This window comes from Thauera sp. WB-2, assembly GCF_027594845.1.
GTDB lineage: Bacteria > Pseudomonadota > Gammaproteobacteria > Burkholderiales > Rhodocyclaceae > Thauera > Thauera mechernichensis.
Genome location: NZ_CP088935.1, coordinates 2,670,358 through 2,685,710, shown reverse-complemented (window position 1 = coordinate 2,685,710; position 15,353 = coordinate 2,670,358). Strand labels below are relative to the sequence as shown.

Sequence of the window (15,353 nt, the reverse complement as noted above, 5' to 3'; positions counted from 1 at the left end):
TAGACCCCTCGCGGCTCGCGCCGCTCCTACGGGAGGGCGGCGGTGCGAGGTTTTGCGTAGGAGCGGCGCCAGCCGCGAGCTTTTCATCGGCTCATCCCGGCGCCGTCGCCTTCGACCCCTCGCGGCTCGCGCCGCTCCTACGGGAGGGCGGCGGTGCGAGGTTTTGCGTAGGCGCGGCGCCAGCCGCGAGCTTTTCATCGGCTCATCTCGGCGCCATCGCCTTCGACCCCTCGCGGCTCGCGCCGCTCCTACAGCGTGGGCGGGGGGTCAGCCTTGCATCTTGCCGATGGTGTGGCGCAGGCGGGTGTGGGCGAGGGTGAAGAAGAAGCCGCCGATGAGCGCGACCATCAGGAACTGCGGCCACACCACGTCGAGCCCGGCGCCGCGGAAGAGCACACCCTGGGCGAGGCTGACGTAGTGGGTCGTGGGGGTGAAGGCCATCAGCGTGCTGACGAGCTCGGGCATGCTTTCGCGTGGCGTGAGCGCGCCCGACAGGATCTGCAGCGGCAGCAGCACCAGGATCGCCATCAGCCCGAACTGGGGCATGTTGCGTGCCAGCGTACCCATGAAGATGCCGATGGAGGTCGCTGCGAATAGATAGAGCAGGGTGCCGAAGGCGAACAGCAGCGCCGACCCGGGCACGGCCACCCCGAGCACACCCTTGACGACGATCTGCAGCGACAGCGCGGACGCGAGCAGCACCACCGCGCCCATCGCCCAGACCTTGGAGAGCATGATCTCGAGTGGCGTGACCGGCATCACCAGCAGGTGTTCGATGGTGCCGTGTTCGCGCTCGCGGATCAGGGCGGCGCCGGTGAGGAGGATGCCGAGCAGGGTGATGTTGTTGATGATCGAGGTGACCGCGGCGAACCAGCTCTGGCTGAGGTTGGGATTGAACAGCGCGCGCGGCACGAGCTCGACCGGCTGCGGAGCGGCCGTACGGTAGCGCAGCACGAAGGCACGGATCTCATCGTTGACGATGCTCTGGATATAGCCGGTGCCGGTCTGTGCCTGGCTCTGGCGGGTGGCGTCCACATTGAGCTGGAGGGCTGGCGCACGTCCTGCGAGGACGTCGCGCTGGAAGTTGGGCGGGATGTCGAGCACGAAGGTGTGGCGGCCGGCGTCCATGCCCTTGTCCATCTCGCCCAGCTCGATCAGATCCGGCGCGATGAACTGCGGCGGCTGCAGCGCGGCGACGATGCGTGTCGACAGCTGCGAGCGGTCCTCGTCGACAACGGCGATTGCAGCGCGGTGCAGGCTCTCCGGCTTGGCGCGCGCATCGGCGTACACCGAGACCGAGAACATGAAGACGATGAGGAACAGCATCGTCCAGTCGCCGAGCAGGCTGTGGAACTCCTTGATGCCGAGGTGCCAGGTGTTGTGGACCAGGCTGCGCCCGCGCCTGCGGGCGGGGGCGGGCGCAGCGGCATGCGTGTTGTGGTCGTTCATCGGCGGTCCCCCTAGCGTGCCTGCTTGCGCAACAGCAGCACCGCGGCGAGCGTGAGCACCGGAACGGCGATCAGCAAGGGCAGGAAAGCCGCCCACAGGTCGCCGAACTCGAGCGCCTTGGCGAAGGTGCCGCGGCTGATGTTGAGGAAGTGGCTGGTGGGGTAGATGGCGCCGATGAAGGCGCCGCCGCCTTCGAGCGAGGACACGGGGTCGAGCATGCCGGAGAACTGGATCGCCGGCAGCAGGGTGCCGATCGAGGTTCCGGCCATGGCGGCCACCTGGCTGTCGGTGAGGGTGGACATGAGCAGGCCGAGGCCGGTCGTCGCGGTGACATAGAGCAGCGCGCCGAGCACGATCGTCGCCAGGCTGCCCTTGAACGGCACGTCGAATACGGTCACCGCGATCGCGAACAGCAGCGCGAAGTTGAACATGGACAGCGCGATATAGGGCAGCTGCTTGCCGAGCAGGAACTCGAGCTTGGTCACCGGGGTGGTGTAGACGTTGAGGATGGAGCCGAGCTCCTTCTCGCGCACGACGCCCAGCGCGGTCAGCATGGAGGGGATGAACACCAGCAGCAGCGGGATGACCGCCGGCACGATGGCAACCACGCTCAGCATGTCCGGGTTGTAGCGGTAGCGCACCGCGATGTCGGCAAGCGGGGTGGGCGGCGTACCGGTGGCGGCGCTTACCGCTTCGCTCAGGGTCTGGGTGTGCAGGCCGACGACGTAGGCGCGCGCAACCTCGGCCCGCATCGGCATCGAGCCGTCCAGCCACAATCCGATCTGCGGCGCCTGGCCGCGATCGAGGTCGCGGCCGAAGCCGGGCGGGATCTCCAGCGCCATGGCAAGCTCGCCCGCGCGCATGCGGCGGTCGATGTCGGCGTGGCTTTGCAGCGGCGCCTGTTCGCTGAAGTAGCGCGAGCCGGCTATGTTGAGGGTGTAGCGCTCGCTCGCTACGCTGCGGTCGTGGTCGAGCACGGCGTAGTTGAGCCGCTCCACGTCCATGCTGATGCCGAAGCCCATCACCAGCATGAGCAGCACGGTGCCGAGCAGGGCCAGAGTCAGGCGGAAGGGGTCGCGCTGCAGTTCGGTCGCCTCGCGTGCGCTGAAGCTGAGCAGGCGGGCGAGGCTGAAGCGCGCAGCCCGGGGCATTGGCGCCGCTGCAGGGGCGTCGGCCTCGGGTACGTCGGCCTCGGGTACGTCGGCTTCAGGTACGTCGTGTGCATGGCCGGCCGCAGCCGGGGGGCGCAGCTGCACACCGCTGGCTTCGGCCAGGTAGGCCACGAAGGCATCTTCGAGGTTGTCGGCGCCGCGTTGCGCCACCAGCGCGGCGGGGGCGTCGCTCGCCAGGATGCGCCCGGCGTGCATCAGCGAGATGCGGTCGCAGCGCTGGGCCTCGTTCATGAAGTGGGTGGTGATGAAGACCGTCACGCCGTCCTTGCGCGAGAGGTCGATGATCAGCGCCCAGAAGCGGTCGCGCGCCACCGGGTCGACGCCCGAGGTGGGCTCGTCGAGGATCAGCACGTCGGGGCGGTGGAGCACGGCGACGGCCAACTGCAGGCGCTGGCGGATACCGAGCGGCAGGGCGTCGGGCAGCATGTCCATGACCGGGCCGAGCTCGAAGCGCTCTGCCAGTTCTGCGATGCGGGCCTCGCCCTCGGCCGGCGGCAGGTCGAACAGGCGGGCGTGCAGGGCCAGGTTGCGTCGTACCGACAGTTCGCCATACAGCGAGAAGGCCTGGGACATGTAGCCGACGCGGCGCCGGGTGTCGATGTTGCGTGCGTCGAGGACCTCGCCGAGCAGGCGCGCCTCGCCCCGGGTGGGCGGCAACAGGCCGGTGAGCATCTTCATGGTGGTCGATTTGCCGCAGCCGTTCGAACCCAGGAAGCCGAAGATCTCGCCGCGGCGTACCTCCAGATTGACGTCGTCGACGGCGACGAAGTCGCCAAAGCGCATCTGCAGTCCGCGCGCGGCGATGACCACCTCGCCGGCCTGCAGCGGTGGTATCACCAGCGTGCTGTGCCCGCTGCGGCGCTCGGCCGGCAGCAGGGCGAGAAAGGCTGCCTCCAGGCTGTCGGTGGCGGTGCGCGTGCGCAGCGCGTGCGGCGTACCGGTCGCCAGCACGCGCCCCGCGTCGACCGCCACCAGCCAGTCGTAGCGCTCGGCCTCTTCCATGTAGGCGGTAGCCACCAGTACGCTCATGTGTGGCCGCTGCTGGCGGATCTGGTCGATCAGTTCCCAGAACTGTCTGCGCGAGAGGGGATCGACGCCGGTCGTCGGCTCGTCGAGGATGAGCAGGTCGGGATCATGGATGAGCGCGCAGCACAGGCCGAGCTTCTGCTTCATGCCGCCCGACAGCTTGTTGGCGGGCCGCTCGGCGAAGTCGGCCATGCCGGTGGCGGCGAGCAGGGCCTTGATGCGGCCTGCGCGCTCGGCACGCGACTGCCCGAACAGGCGACCGAAGAAGTCGATGTTCTCGAACACCGACAGGGTGGGGTAGAGGTTCTTGCCCAGGCCCTGCGGCATGTAGGCGATGCGCGGGCAGACGGCTGCGCGGTGGTGCGCTTGTGCCATGTCGCCGCCCAGCACCTCCACCCGGCCCGCCTGGATCTTGCGGGCGCCGGCGATCAGGCCGAGCCAGGTGGATTTGCCCACGCCGTCCGGGCCGATGAAGCCGACCATGCAACCGGCCGGGACGTCCAGGTCGACGCCATCGGCAGCGAGGGTGTCGCCGTAACGATGTTCGACGCCGCGCAGGCGGACGACCGGCGCGGCGCTGCCTGTCGCGGTCACGGCAGCCTCACCTGCAGCGCGTCGGGCCAGGCGCGGGCGTCGTCGAGGCGGACGTGCGCCATCCCCGGCAGGCCGGTCTTGACCTGTTCAGGGTATTGGCGCAGCAGCGCGGGGTCGACTCTCGCCTTGACGCGGAACACCATCTTCTGGCGTTCGCTCTGGGTCTCCACCGTCTTCGGGGTGAACTGCGCGACGCTGGCGACGTAGGACACCTGGGCCGGGATCACGAGGTGGGGGGCCGCGTCGAGGACGATGCGCACCTCGGTGCCCATCGCCACCCGCCCGGCCGCCATCTCGGGCAGGAAGAAGCTCATGTACACGTCGGTGATGTCGATCAGGCTCACCACCTTGCCGCCGCCGCCCACCACCTCGCCCGGCTGCACCACGCGGTACTGCACGCGGCCGTCGCGGGGTGCGCGCAGGGTGGCGTCGTCGATCTCGGTGCGCAGGCGGGCGACCACCGCCTCGGCGGCGGCGATGCCGGCCTCGGCCTGGGCGACGTGGGCACGCGCGGCGTCGGTCGCGGCGCTGGCGGCGGCGATCTGTGCCTGCGCGGCGCGAACGTTGGCCTCGGCGTTGCGTACGCGCGCGGCCTGATCGTCGGCAATCTGCTCGGAGGTGGCGCGCTCGGCCAGCAGCGCTTGCGAGCGTGCGCTGGTACGGCGGGCAAGATCGAGCTCGGAGCGGCGCTGGACCAGGACGGCCTCGGCCATCGCAACGTCGGCCTCGCGCTGCGCGACCATGGCGATCGCAGTCTGACGCGCGCTGCGGGCGTTGGCGACCTCTGCGAGGGCCTGGGCATGCTCGGCCTCGAGCGACTTCACGTCCATGCGGGCGATGATGTCGCCGGCGCGGACAAAGTCGCCTTCGTTGACCAGGATGTCGTCGACCCTGCCCGCCGCGCGCGTTGCGACATCGACCTGAGTGGCTTCGACACGGCCGTTGCCACGCACGAAGCCGTCCTGCTCGGCCGGCGGTCTCGACAGCAGCCAGGCCGTGACGGCCGTGGCAAGGAGGAGGGCAGCGACGCCGCCGCGGATGATCGTGGTACGGGTCTGGGGGGACATGGTGGCGGTCCTGTTTCGGCTTGAAGACGATGCGCTTGCGTGTGCCCGGGCGGTGTTCGTCGGATCGTGCCGCAGCCCGGCGGGCTGCCCGCTAGCCTGTAGTAGAATCGCCCGACGTATTCGCCTGGCGGCAACGCCCTGTCAGGTCGCGATTTGCGAGAAGCCGCGCAAAGGCAGTGTGCATAGGGCCTGCAAGCGTTCGGGTCATTATGCCATGGCCGTGTTGCGGACGAATTGCCGGGCTTGTCGGCAAGCGAAAAGGCTCGCGGCTGGCGCCGCTCCCACTGGGGCTGCAGCGTGCGCGGTCTTGCCGTAGGAGCGGCGCCAGCCGCGAGCCTTCGAAGGCGATCGCCCCCCGCGCATCCGCCAACACTGCTGCGCCTCACCCCGTTGCCTTGCGGCTGGCACGGTTTTGCTTGAATGTGCTCTGAACTGAAGAAGCTCACCCGACTGGAGTGCGATGCCGATGTCCCTGTCTGCCGATTCGACCCCGCCCGCGCCGAGCTCCATGGCGCGCCCGGGCAATGCCGAACTGGTGGCGGATGAGGGCGGTGGCGTACTGCGCTTGGGCGGGGACTGGACGCTGGCCCACTACAAGCGCCTGAACCAGGTGGTGGACCGCCTGCGCGGGCGCGCGGGCGAGGCTGCGCGTGTGGATCTGTCCGCGCTGCTTGCGCTCGACACGGCTGGCGCGCAGCTCATCTGCGGGCTGCTCGGCAGCCAGCGCGTGGAGGTCTTGATGGCCGAGGCCGCGGATGTGCCCGCAGAGCGCCGTGCGCTGCTCAGGGCCGTCGCGGCGGCGCTTTCCGGCCAGGACGGCGGCGGCGCACGCAGGCGCGGCAGCGCGCTGGGCGACGTGCTCGAGCATGTCGGGCGCACGATGGGCGTGTTCTGGCACCATGTTGTCGGGCTGGTCGGCTTCATTGGCCTCATCCTCGAGACCGCTGCACGTGTGATGCTGCAGCCGCGGCGCTGGCGGGTCACCGCGCTGGTGGCGAACCTGGAGAAGACGGCGCTGGACGCCGTGCCGATCATCGCGCTGCTCACCTTCCTGGTGGGCGCGGTGGTGGCCTTTCTCGGCGCGACCGTGCTCGCCGACTTCGGCGCCAGCATCTTCACCGTCGACCTGATTGCCTACTCCTTTCTGCGTGAGTTTGGCGTGCTGCTTACCGCCATCATCGTCGCCGGCCGCACGGCGAGCGCCTTCACCGCGCAGATCGGCTCGATGCGGGCCAACGAAGAAGTGGACGCGATTCGTGTGCTCGGTCTCGATCCGGTCGAGCTGCTGGTGCTGCCGCGCGTGTTCGCGCTGATGCTGGCGCTGCCGATGCTGACCTTCGTCGCCATGGTGTCGGGCATCGTCGGCGGCATGCTGGTGTCGGCGCTCACGCTCGACATCTCGCCGGTGATGTTCCTGTCCCGGCTCGAAAGCAATGTCGGCCTCATCCACTTCCTGGTCGGCATGTCGAAGGCGCCGATCTTCGCCTTCCTGATCGCCGTCATCGGCTGCCTGGAGGGGCTGCGCGTGCAGGGCAGCGCGCAGTCGGTGGGCGAGCACACCACCTCGGCGGTGGTGCAGTCGATCTTCGTCGTCATCGTGGTCGATGCGATCGCCGCGCTGTTCTGCATGGAGATGGGCTGGTGATGAAGGCGCAGGCGAACGTGGCCGACAACATCATCGAGGTGCGCGATGTGCGCAACCAGTTCGGCAGCCAGGTGGTGCACGATGCACTCGACCTCGACGTGCGCCGCGGCGAGATCCTGAGCATCGTGGGCGGCTCGGGCACCGGCAAGTCGGTGCTGTTGCGCACGATCGTGGGCTTGAACCGACCGCGTGCGGGCAAGGTGCGGGTGTTCGGCGAGGATCTGCTGGCGCTGCCGCCGGCACGGCGCATGGCGGTGGAGCGCCGTTTCGGCGTGCTGTTCCAGAAGGGGGCGCTGTTTTCCTCGCTGACGGTGGCCGAGAACGTGGCACTGCCGCTGATCGAGCATGCCGGCCTGGGGGCGCGCGAGGCGGCGCAGCTGGCGGCGCTCAAGATCGCCCTTGCCGGCCTGCCGGCGCTGGCGGGCGACAAGTACCCGTCGGACCTGTCGGGCGGCATGGTCAAGCGCGCCGCCCTGGCGCGGGCGCTTGCGCTCGACCCGGACATTCTGTTTCTGGATGAGCCCACCGCCGGGCTGGACCCGATCGGTGCAGCGGCCTTCGACCAGCTCATCCTCACCCTGCGCGATGCGCTCGGGCTCACGGTGTTCATCGTCACTCACGACCTGGACACCATCTACACCATCACCGACCGCGTGGCCGTGCTGGCGCAGAAGAAGGTGCTGGTCAATGCCGGCCTCGACGACGTTGCCGCCTTCGACGACGCCTGGATCCGCGAATACTTCCACGGCCCGCGCGGCCGTGCCGCAGCGCAGGCGGTGAGTGCCGCCGCTGTCCGAACGGAGAATGCCTGACATGGAAACACGCGCCCATCACGTCCTGATCGGCCTGTTCACGGTGACCATCATCGGCGCCGCGCTCATCTTTGCGCTATGGCTGGCCAAGGCCGACAGCGACCGCCAGTTCGAGGTCTACGACATCGTCTTCCAGGAGGCCGTCACCGGCCTGTCGCGCGGCAGCACGGTCGAGTTCAACGGCATCCGCATCGGTGATGTCACCGGGTTGCGCCTGGACCCGCAGGATGCCCACCGCGTCATCGCCCGCGTGCGTGTCGACAGCGAGGCGCCGGTGCGCAGCGACACCCGTGCGCGCCTGGTGCCGGCGGGCATCACCGGCATCTCGATCATCCGCCTCACCAGCGGCGACGAGCCGACGAGCACCAAGCTGCAGGGCAGCGACGACGTCGTGCCGCAGATCATCGCGACGCCCTCGCCGATGAGCCGCCTGCTCGCCGATGGCGAGGACGCCGTCTTCAACATCAACGAGCTGCTCATGCAGGCGCGCGCACTGTTGTCCGCTGACAACGTCGCGCTCATCGGCCGCATGCTGCAGCACATGGAGACCACGACCGCCAGCCTGGCCGAGCAGCGCGGCGATGTGGGCGAGGCGCTGCGCCAGCTCACCCTCGCCAGCCAGCAGGCCAATGCCGCGCTGGCCGAGGCGACGCGGGCGATGGGCGCCGCCAACCGCCTGATCGACGTGCAGGGCGCGCGCACCCTGGAGAGCGCCGAGCGCTCGATGATCGCCTTCGAACGCGCCATGGGTACGCTCGACAGCCTCGTCGCCGATAACCGTGATGCACTCGACGGCGGCGTGCGTGCGCTGGCCGAGCTTGGCCCGGCGATCGGCGAACTGCGCACCACGCTCGCTTCGCTGCGTGCGATTACCCGCCAGCTCGAGGACCGCCCTGCCGACTATCTGCTCGGGCTCGAACCGACCAAGGAATTCACGCCATGAAGCTCACCATGAAGCACACCGACCGCGCCCGGCGGGCGTTCGTGCGCCTGCGTGGGGCAACGGCTTCGGCCGCCGCCCTGGCGCTGCTCTCGGCCTGCACCATCCTGCCCAAGGCCGAGCCGCTCGACGTCTACTTGCTGCCTGCGGAGCAGGCGTCTGCACAAGGCACGGGTGCGCGCGCCGATGCCGCCTCCATGCCGGTGTCGCTGCGCATTGCGCGCCCTGCAGCGGGTGTGCATCTGGCCGGCCAGCGCATCGTCGTCCTGCCCGAGGACAACCGCGTCAGCATTTACAAGGGCGCGGGGTGGAGCGACCCCGCGCCCATCCTGGTGCGCAACCGCCTGCTCGACGCCTTCCGCGCCGACGGGCGCATCGCCGCACTGAGCACAGACGAGCGCCGCCTGCACGCCGACTTCGAGATCGACAGCGATCTGCGCGCCTTCCAGAGCGAATACCGCGACGGCAGGCCCGAGGTGGTCGTGCGCCTCGATGTGCGCCTGTATCGCCCGGACACCCAGCGCATCGTCGCCAGCCAGCGCTTCGAGTTCCGCCAGGCCGCGACCGACACCGCGGTGCCGGCTGTGGTGCAGGCCTTCGGCCAGGCGTCCGACGCCCTGGCGCTGGCCGTGGTCGAGTGGGCGGTCGCAGCGATGCGCTGACGGCAGCGGCGGCTGCCGTCTAGCGCGCGCCGCCTACCAGGGCCTTGATCCAGGCGCCGATATCGGCCACTTCTTGCAGGCACACCGAGTGGGGCATGTCGTAGGTGTGCCACTCGGGCTCGAGGCCAAGCGTCTGCAGCAGACCGAGGGCCTGGGTACCCAGTTCGAGCGCGACGACCTCATCCTGCGTCCCGTGCGCGGCGAAGACGGGGATCTGCCGGTTTGCCTCGGTCAGCTCATCGACGAGCAGGCGGGCGCTCGGGATGTAGGTCGATAGCGCGACGATGCCCGCCAGTGGCACCGGGTGGGTGAGCGCGCTCAGATAGGCGACCGCGCCGCCCTGCGAGAAGCCTGCGAGGATGATGCGGTCGCTCGTGATGCCGCGCCCGTTCTCGTGTTCGATGAGCTGGCGGACGTAGGCGCGCGATTCGAGCAGGCCGCCTTCGTCGATCTGCCGGCTGGCCGGCGCGAGCGAGATGATGTCGTACCAGGCGCGCATCACGTAGCCGCCATTGCAGGTCACCGGGCGCAAGGGCGCGTGCGGAAAGATGAAGCGCAGGGCCGGTGCGTCGGCAAGGCCGAGCTCGGGCACGACGGGTTCGAAGTCGCTGTCATCGGCGCCCAGGCCGTGCAGCCAGATCACCGACCACTGCGGGTTGGGGCCGGTCTCGACTTCGAGGGGTGTGGTGTCCGGGGTGAAGCGCATGGTTCGATACTCCGGGTGGTGGGGGGGCGGCAACACGGGCGCGCGCCTGTTGCCGGGGTGTGTTCTCGACCATCGGCCGCCTGAGGTTCCGGTGGCGACGATTGGCTGCCAGCAAGCGGTGGAAGACGAGATAGCCCGCGAACTGGGGTAACTGCGCGGCTACGATAAGGCCTTCGCGCAGCTGGATCCAGAGTTCGATCGGCAGAGCAAGGCGCTGTAAGGAGCTGTCGGCTTTGATCTGCATGGCGCAGTCGAGCCAGGGGCGGCGCTCTGCGAGGCGGCGAGAGCCGTTTTCGATCTGACTGGCGAGATGCTGGACCTTGCTGAGGAAGGGGCGCGCGAGTCGTTTGGCCTCATCGCGGGGGAGGGGGCGGAGGCAGGGTAGGTTTGCGTGCTTGTCGACTCGAATGCTGCGAAAGCTCGATGCTGTGAGGACAGTTCGAGCGTTGGAGTGATTTTTTGAGTTCGGTGGGGGCGGCGTGTGGTGGGATACGAAGATCGGGTTGTCGGCCAATGCCACCGGCCAGCCCTCGCTAAATGAGCGGCCGCAGTATTGTGGAAAGCCGCCGCACGGCGCTCAAGACCGTCGAACTTTAGGTCTCCGGTTCATCGAATGGGTGGTACCGACCTTCAGCTGACCTTCAGCTCACTGAACTCGCGAGCGGAAAGTAGCCGTTCAACGTTCGAGATGAAGTTTACCCAACGGCATGCGGCTCCCCCATCGGTACGCGCTGCGTTCATCACTCACTTCTCATTGTTAACTTCGGCGGCAACATCGCGAAGCGCTAATTCGTCACCTGGGTCATCGTTGTCGTCGATTGCCATGTTCCAAGTGAATGAGTTGTATACGTAAAATTCTGGCAGCCAGCTTTTTATTTGCCCATCCAGGAACCAATGGTGAGCGATACCGGGAAACATATCGGGATCAACCGGATGCTTCGCATTGGGGTTGTGGAACATGGAGAGACCTTCGGCCCAGGTCTCGGTCACGACGCCCTGCTTTACTTCGTGAAAGAAGGGGACGGGCATCGCGGCGTTTGGATCGTGACGATGCTTTACGCCGGACCGAAAAATTCGCTGATTAGGGAGGCCAAAGCCTGCAAGGTGTCCCATGCGATTGAACTTCGAGATCGTCCCGGACGACGAGAACAACACTGCGCTCACGTTCTCCGCTCCCGGCTGCAGGAAGTAGCCCGATGGAATTACCTTGCCCTGGTACTCATGCGTTTCGATCTTCCGTGGCGTGATTATCAACTGGCCTGCATCGTCGAAGATAAACTCGTGAGTGACACCGTAGAGGTACTCAAGAAGCGCTGGCGAAGTCCAAGTCATGGACTGGTCCTCGTGGAAGTCAGCGACAGCAAAAACCAGCGGAAACCCCTTAACGTGCTCCAGATCCCAATACTTGGTCTTCCGGTTGAGCTTGGAGTACAGCGCGCTGCCGAACCGAATGGGCGCACGGGTCTTCAGTAGTTCCTTGATCTCTTCTGGCATGCGCCTCATGGGCATGCCGTTGCTTGGCGGATCGAGCGGGGGGTCATTCGGGGATGGACCGACGATGACAGCTTCGACGAACACCTTGCTTCGCCCATCGTTAACCTCGAAGTCAGGCGCCTCGTGCTCCTTTTTCACGAAGAGGCCAAGTTCCAGCAGCGCCGCATAGAGATACAATTCCCAAATCCGAGAGTCGAATGCGGTGGTCTGAAACTGCTCTACGAAGTTGCCGTCAACGTCAACGTAGTGGCGCATCATTTCAGACATGATCGCCCGCGCCGGCACCCAATGAGGGCGCTCGCACAGCATGTGGAAGGCGGGGTGCTGTTTGTTGACTGGTAGCTTCGTATTGAACAGATCGACACCTGCTTTGTCGGTCGTCTCGTCGCCTTGAGAGAAGACCGTTTCCCCGCTCGCGATGTGCCTCCTGAACGCTGCGAACAGCGCGTGACGCGCGTTCGTTCTGGTCATGCTGCAACTCACGTCGATGCAACGGAATCGACCCTTGAGGTCTCGACCAAGCATCACAAAGCCAAAGTCCCGATCGAATCGATCCTTTATCAGTACACCGATCAGCGTCTCAGCTTTGTCGGAGAAGAACTCTAGTGCAATGCCCACGGCATCAGCAATCGGCGAGCGTGTCCACGCGATGTACGCGTTGTATCGCTCGGCCGTCATCTGGACTACGCCGCTCTCATCTAATAGAGCGACTATCCGTTGTGCTTTCGTGCCCCTGCGTTTTGCCTCACCCATACGTCCCCTGCTTGTCGTTCGCGAGCGCGCTCAGCGCCGACTAGTTCAAGTGCTTTGATAGAGCTTTGTCGGTGCGCTGATCGATAATAATTAGTCCCCCTGATCAGTCTTGTCAGTACCTGTAGGCGCGGAACCGCAGGTCAAACTAACTATCCGAGAGGACGGGCAACGCGATTCTCACTTAGCGACGTAAATAGAACTGGTAATGGAAAACTTCTCGGTAGTTCCATCCGGACGATTCACCCAGAAACACCGACTACCAAAGTCAGCGGATCGAACGCTAAAGTGGGTGATGCCGCACCCAATTTTTTCTTTGGCATTCGGGTGATGCTCCAAGGCCGCTTGCAAAATCACTGTATCGGCGGCGCTCACTCTGTCGCCTACGTCGTAGCGATTGAGCATGTCCTTCAAATATGCAACGGCGTCCCCCCTCTTAGCAAAGTTCATGGGGCCTAGGCTAATGGGCTTGGCTGGCATGTATAACCTCCATTTCCGTAGTGATATTACGTGGCTACGTCGTTAGGCAGCGTGAGACATTCGCGTACCTCACGGACGATGATTGCGGGAATATCCATTGCTTGGAACTGACCTACACGCTCGGCGATCCACGCTGCGCATCCCTCTTTGCTGAGATCGTCCCGGGCAATCTTCTCGTACAAAGCGACAGCACTCATGCGGGAGAGGCCCAGTTCCATGAGCGAGAGAAGGGTCGTGGACGAAACGCCGAATTCTAGTTGCGTGCCGATATCCAACCCGTGGTCGATCAAATCCTCACGGCCTATCTCGCGAAGATGCAGGTTCAGCACATCCATATATGCGGAAAGGTACTTTGGGGCCTTGAACCGGGCGACCTGCTCCACCAACTCCATCGTGTCTCGGATCAGTTCTGGAAGGCTGAAGGGCCTGTCGGCGTCCTTGTGCCATTCGATGCTATCGCGGATGATCTTGGCCAGCGAATAGCCCTTTAGCCATTTGACGACGATCAACGCATATAGCCTGATGCGACTGTCGGGGGCGAAAGCGAGAATCAAGTGCTTGTTGATTCTCCCCATGATGGTAATAAAACGGTCGTAGCTGTCGTTGCTCGCCACTTCGGCCGGCAGCAGGTTTTCAACATCTCCAGCGTAAGTACGGAATGCTTCAAGAAGACGCTGAAGGCCGATCGCGCTAACCCCTGGATGTCGAGCGGCCAAATCGACGTCAATTTCGATCTGCTCTACCAGCGCGCCGAGGGCCTGGTCAAGCTTAGCAATCGATGACGCGTCATGGCGCTTCGCGAGGCCAGCTGCTGATATGGAGCCGAGCCGCATAAAGGTGGCTAGCAGATATGCGCCAACCTGCTCGAATTTCTCCGTATTCTCAAGGCTGGACAGGTCTGATAGGCCCCGCTTGGAGAGATAGTCCGCCATCCCGTCACCAAGCTCGAGAACAGCGTCGCTTTCGCGCTTAATAGGATAGCGTGCACGGCTTGGAACACCGGTGGGCCAAGCCCTCGTATCCTCGGGGTCTATGCATATGATATTCCCTTGGAACTCGTCACCCCATCGACCTGCCCGGCCTGCCAAGTTCCAGAAGTCATGGGGTTCCATGGGGTGGCCGATTCCTTTACGTGGCCCGCGCACCACGATCGTACGGCATGACAGGTTTACCCCCTCAACCAGAGTTGAAGTGCATACCAGGAAGCGAATCTTGCCCGACCGGAAGAGCCGCTCAATCTCGAGCCGGATCAGCGATGGCATATTGCCGTAGTGGAACGCCACTCCGCGCTCGACTATGGGTGCAAGTCGGAAATCCTGGTGGACGCCCTTCCGAGCAAGCTCGGCGAGCTGTGAGAGTTCGGGATCGATGGACTCAAACTTTGGCAAGAGCTGGCTGATCAGATCGGCGACCTCCTCCGACTCTCCAGCGCCGTTCGTGTAAACAAGCGTTCCGCCTCTCTCGCCGACAGCCGCGGCGATGAATGCGAGACGCTTCCTGAGTCCGGCCGGCGTGCTCGCGAGCTGAAGAATCCCTACGGGAAGCGTCGAACCATGCTGTCGAAGCGTAAGGTCCCAGAGTCTTGATTTTCGTGGTACCTGAGTCGCGACGATTAGATTCTGAAGGACGGTGGAGGCGTCGCTATCGACGGCGATGGTCTGCACACCGTCGGGTGCGTCCGTCAGTAGCTCTTCCGGATTTTGGGTAGCGGGGCTGATAAACACAGCCTTAAGCATCGGGTTAGTGCGAGTGACTCGCTCTATTGCATCCTGCAAGATCACGCCGCGCTGGTTGTCACCGATCTTGTGTGCCTCGTCCACGATGAGCAGGTCGATCGACAGCGCGTCGCCGAGCACGTTGGCGAGAAGATGTAGCCGCTCCTGCGTGAAGACGAGAATCACTCGCGCGCCGCCAGCGAGAGCAGCTTGGTACTTGTCCGGGAGAGGGAGGGATGACACCTCGACCAACTCGGTCTTACCGAGAAGGCCCTTGAGGTTGCTCTCGATCTCCGAAACCAGCGCACGGGTAGGGGCAAGATAGACTGCCACCCGAGTCTTACCCGCAAGCACTTGGTCGATCAGCCACTGAAGTACAAGAAACGTCTTACCAGACGCCGTAGGCGCGGATGCCGAGAGCCAGCGTTCCCCGGCCGCATTCGTCCAGAAGCGTTGCTGGAAATCATTTACTTGCAGCCACACGCCGCTCGATTGCACCAGGATGGAACGATCCATCTCGCGACGCTGACCCTCAAGGCGCAACGCGACACCCAGTCGCTCGTCGAGGTCAGCTGCCAGCAGGTCGCGATCGGTGGCCAATGCGATGGCCCGGAAATTCGATAGCTTCCCAAAAAGGACGGCACCAGCATCTTTGAGCGCTTGATCGTCCGTCAGGGAAATGGCAGCAGTTGCGATTCGGAGCGCAGCCTCTTGATCGGTCCGTTGTTCGGATCGTGCCAGAATGCTACCGGCGAGTAGCAATCTTGGCCAATCAATCGCCACTGAGGACTGGACGGAGGGTTCATCCGCCAAGTTATCGAGTTCCATTCGCACTGTGAGT

At 65.2% G+C, this 15,353-nt stretch carries 11 protein-coding genes; 4 read left to right on the top strand and 7 right to left on the bottom strand.

Annotation, left to right across the window (positions count from 1 at the left end; all coding sequences use genetic code 11):
• Window positions 1-267: 267 nt before the first annotated feature.
• From LQF09_RS12285 to LQF09_RS12275, 3 genes are read right to left on the bottom strand one after another with little or no spacing between them, the layout of a single operon-like run.
• Window positions 268-1,449 carry an ABC transporter permease gene (locus tag LQF09_RS12285; protein ID WP_270068086.1) on the bottom strand — a complete coding sequence of 394 codons (1,182 nt, stop codon included), beginning with the start codon at window positions 1,447-1,449 and terminating at the stop codon, window positions 268-270.
• 11 nt (window positions 1,450-1,460) lie between these two features.
• Window positions 1,461-4,241 (bottom strand): ribosome-associated ATPase/putative transporter RbbA, encoded by a 2,781-nt coding sequence (rbbA, locus tag LQF09_RS12280; RefSeq protein WP_270068085.1) that lies wholly within the window; start codon window positions 4,239-4,241, stop codon window positions 1,461-1,463.
• Window positions 4,238-5,308, bottom strand: a complete 1,071-nt coding sequence (locus LQF09_RS12275) for an HlyD family secretion protein (protein ID WP_270068084.1) — start codon at window positions 5,306-5,308, stop codon at window positions 4,238-4,240. Before LQF09_RS12275 ends, rbbA begins: the two co-directional genes overlap by 4 nt.
• Before the next feature lie 460 nt (window positions 5,309-5,768).
• On the opposite strand from LQF09_RS12275, the gene LQF09_RS12270 reads away from it, so the two are divergent.
• Genes LQF09_RS12270 through LQF09_RS12255 form a run of 4 tightly spaced genes read left to right on the top strand, consistent with a single transcriptional unit; the run spans window position 5,769 to window position 9,367 of the window.
• A complete protein-coding gene (locus tag LQF09_RS12270; protein ID WP_270068083.1) occupies window positions 5,769-6,953 on the top strand; it encodes an MlaE family ABC transporter permease in 1,185 nt (394 codons plus the stop codon).
• A complete protein-coding gene (locus LQF09_RS12265; protein WP_002929189.1) occupies window positions 6,953-7,765 on the top strand; it encodes an ABC transporter ATP-binding protein in 813 nt (270 codons plus the stop codon). The genes LQF09_RS12270 and LQF09_RS12265 overlap by 1 nt, the downstream gene beginning before the upstream one ends.
• A 1-nt stretch (window position 7,766) precedes the next feature.
• Window positions 7,767-8,708: an MlaD family protein gene (locus LQF09_RS12260; protein WP_270068082.1), complete on the top strand. Its 942-nt coding sequence runs from the start codon at window positions 7,767-7,769 to the stop codon at window positions 8,706-8,708.
• Window positions 8,705-9,367: an ABC-type transport auxiliary lipoprotein family protein gene (locus LQF09_RS12255; RefSeq protein WP_037982138.1), complete on the top strand. Its 663-nt coding sequence runs from the start codon at window positions 8,705-8,707 to the stop codon at window positions 9,365-9,367. Before LQF09_RS12260 ends, LQF09_RS12255 begins: the two co-directional genes overlap by 4 nt.
• A gap of 19 nt (window positions 9,368-9,386) precedes the next feature.
• Here the strand turns inward: LQF09_RS12255 and LQF09_RS12250 are convergent, their stop codons facing one another.
• The 4 genes from LQF09_RS12250 to LQF09_RS12235 all read right to left on the bottom strand — a co-directional run bounded on the left by LQF09_RS12250 (window position 9,387) and on the right by LQF09_RS12235 (window position 15,340).
• A complete protein-coding gene (locus tag LQF09_RS12250) occupies window positions 9,387-10,073 on the bottom strand; it encodes an alpha/beta hydrolase (RefSeq protein WP_270068081.1) in 687 nt (228 codons plus the stop codon).
• A gap of 744 nt (window positions 10,074-10,817) precedes the next feature.
• Window positions 10,818-12,320: a hypothetical protein gene (locus tag LQF09_RS12245; protein WP_270068080.1), complete on the bottom strand. Its 1,503-nt coding sequence runs from the start codon at window positions 12,318-12,320 to the stop codon at window positions 10,818-10,820.
• A 177-nt stretch (window positions 12,321-12,497) separates the two neighbouring features.
• The gene (locus LQF09_RS12240; RefSeq protein ID WP_270068079.1) at window positions 12,498-12,797 is read right to left on the bottom strand and encodes a DCL family protein; all 300 of its coding nucleotides are present in this window, start codon (window positions 12,795-12,797) and stop codon (window positions 12,498-12,500) included.
• Window positions 12,798-12,823: 26 nt separating this feature from the next.
• A complete protein-coding gene (locus LQF09_RS12235) occupies window positions 12,824-15,340 on the bottom strand; it encodes a DEAD/DEAH box helicase (RefSeq protein ID WP_270068078.1) in 2,517 nt (838 codons plus the stop codon).
• Between the last annotated feature and the right edge of the window lie 13 nt (window positions 15,341-15,353).

Bases quoted from the DNA above. Each gene is read 5' to 3' on its own strand.
- LQF09_RS12285 (WP_270068086.1), bottom strand. From the start codon at position 1,449: ATGAACGACCACAACACGCATGCCGCTGCGCCCGCCCCCGCCCGCAGG.
- LQF09_RS12275 (WP_270068084.1), bottom strand. From the start codon at position 5,308: ATGTCCCCCCAGACCCGTACCACGATCATCCGCGGCGGCGTCGCTGCC.
- LQF09_RS12270 (WP_270068083.1), top strand. From the start codon at position 5,769: ATGCCGATGTCCCTGTCTGCCGATTCGACCCCGCCCGCGCCGAGCTCC.
- LQF09_RS12265 (WP_002929189.1), top strand. From the start codon at position 6,953: ATGAAGGCGCAGGCGAACGTGGCCGACAACATCATCGAGGTGCGCGAT.
- LQF09_RS12260 (WP_270068082.1), top strand. From the start codon at position 7,767: ATGGAAACACGCGCCCATCACGTCCTGATCGGCCTGTTCACGGTGACC.
- LQF09_RS12255 (WP_037982138.1), top strand. From the start codon at position 8,705: ATGAAGCTCACCATGAAGCACACCGACCGCGCCCGGCGGGCGTTCGTG.
- LQF09_RS12250 (WP_270068081.1), bottom strand. From the start codon at position 10,073: ATGCGCTTCACCCCGGACACCACACCCCTCGAAGTCGAGACCGGCCCC.
- LQF09_RS12245 (WP_270068080.1), bottom strand. From the start codon at position 12,320: ATGGGTGAGGCAAAACGCAGGGGCACGAAAGCACAACGGATAGTCGCT.
- LQF09_RS12240 (WP_270068079.1), bottom strand. From the start codon at position 12,797: ATGCCAGCCAAGCCCATTAGCCTAGGCCCCATGAACTTTGCTAAGAGG.
- LQF09_RS12235 (WP_270068078.1), bottom strand. From the start codon at position 15,340: ATGGAACTCGATAACTTGGCGGATGAACCCTCCGTCCAGTCCTCAGTG.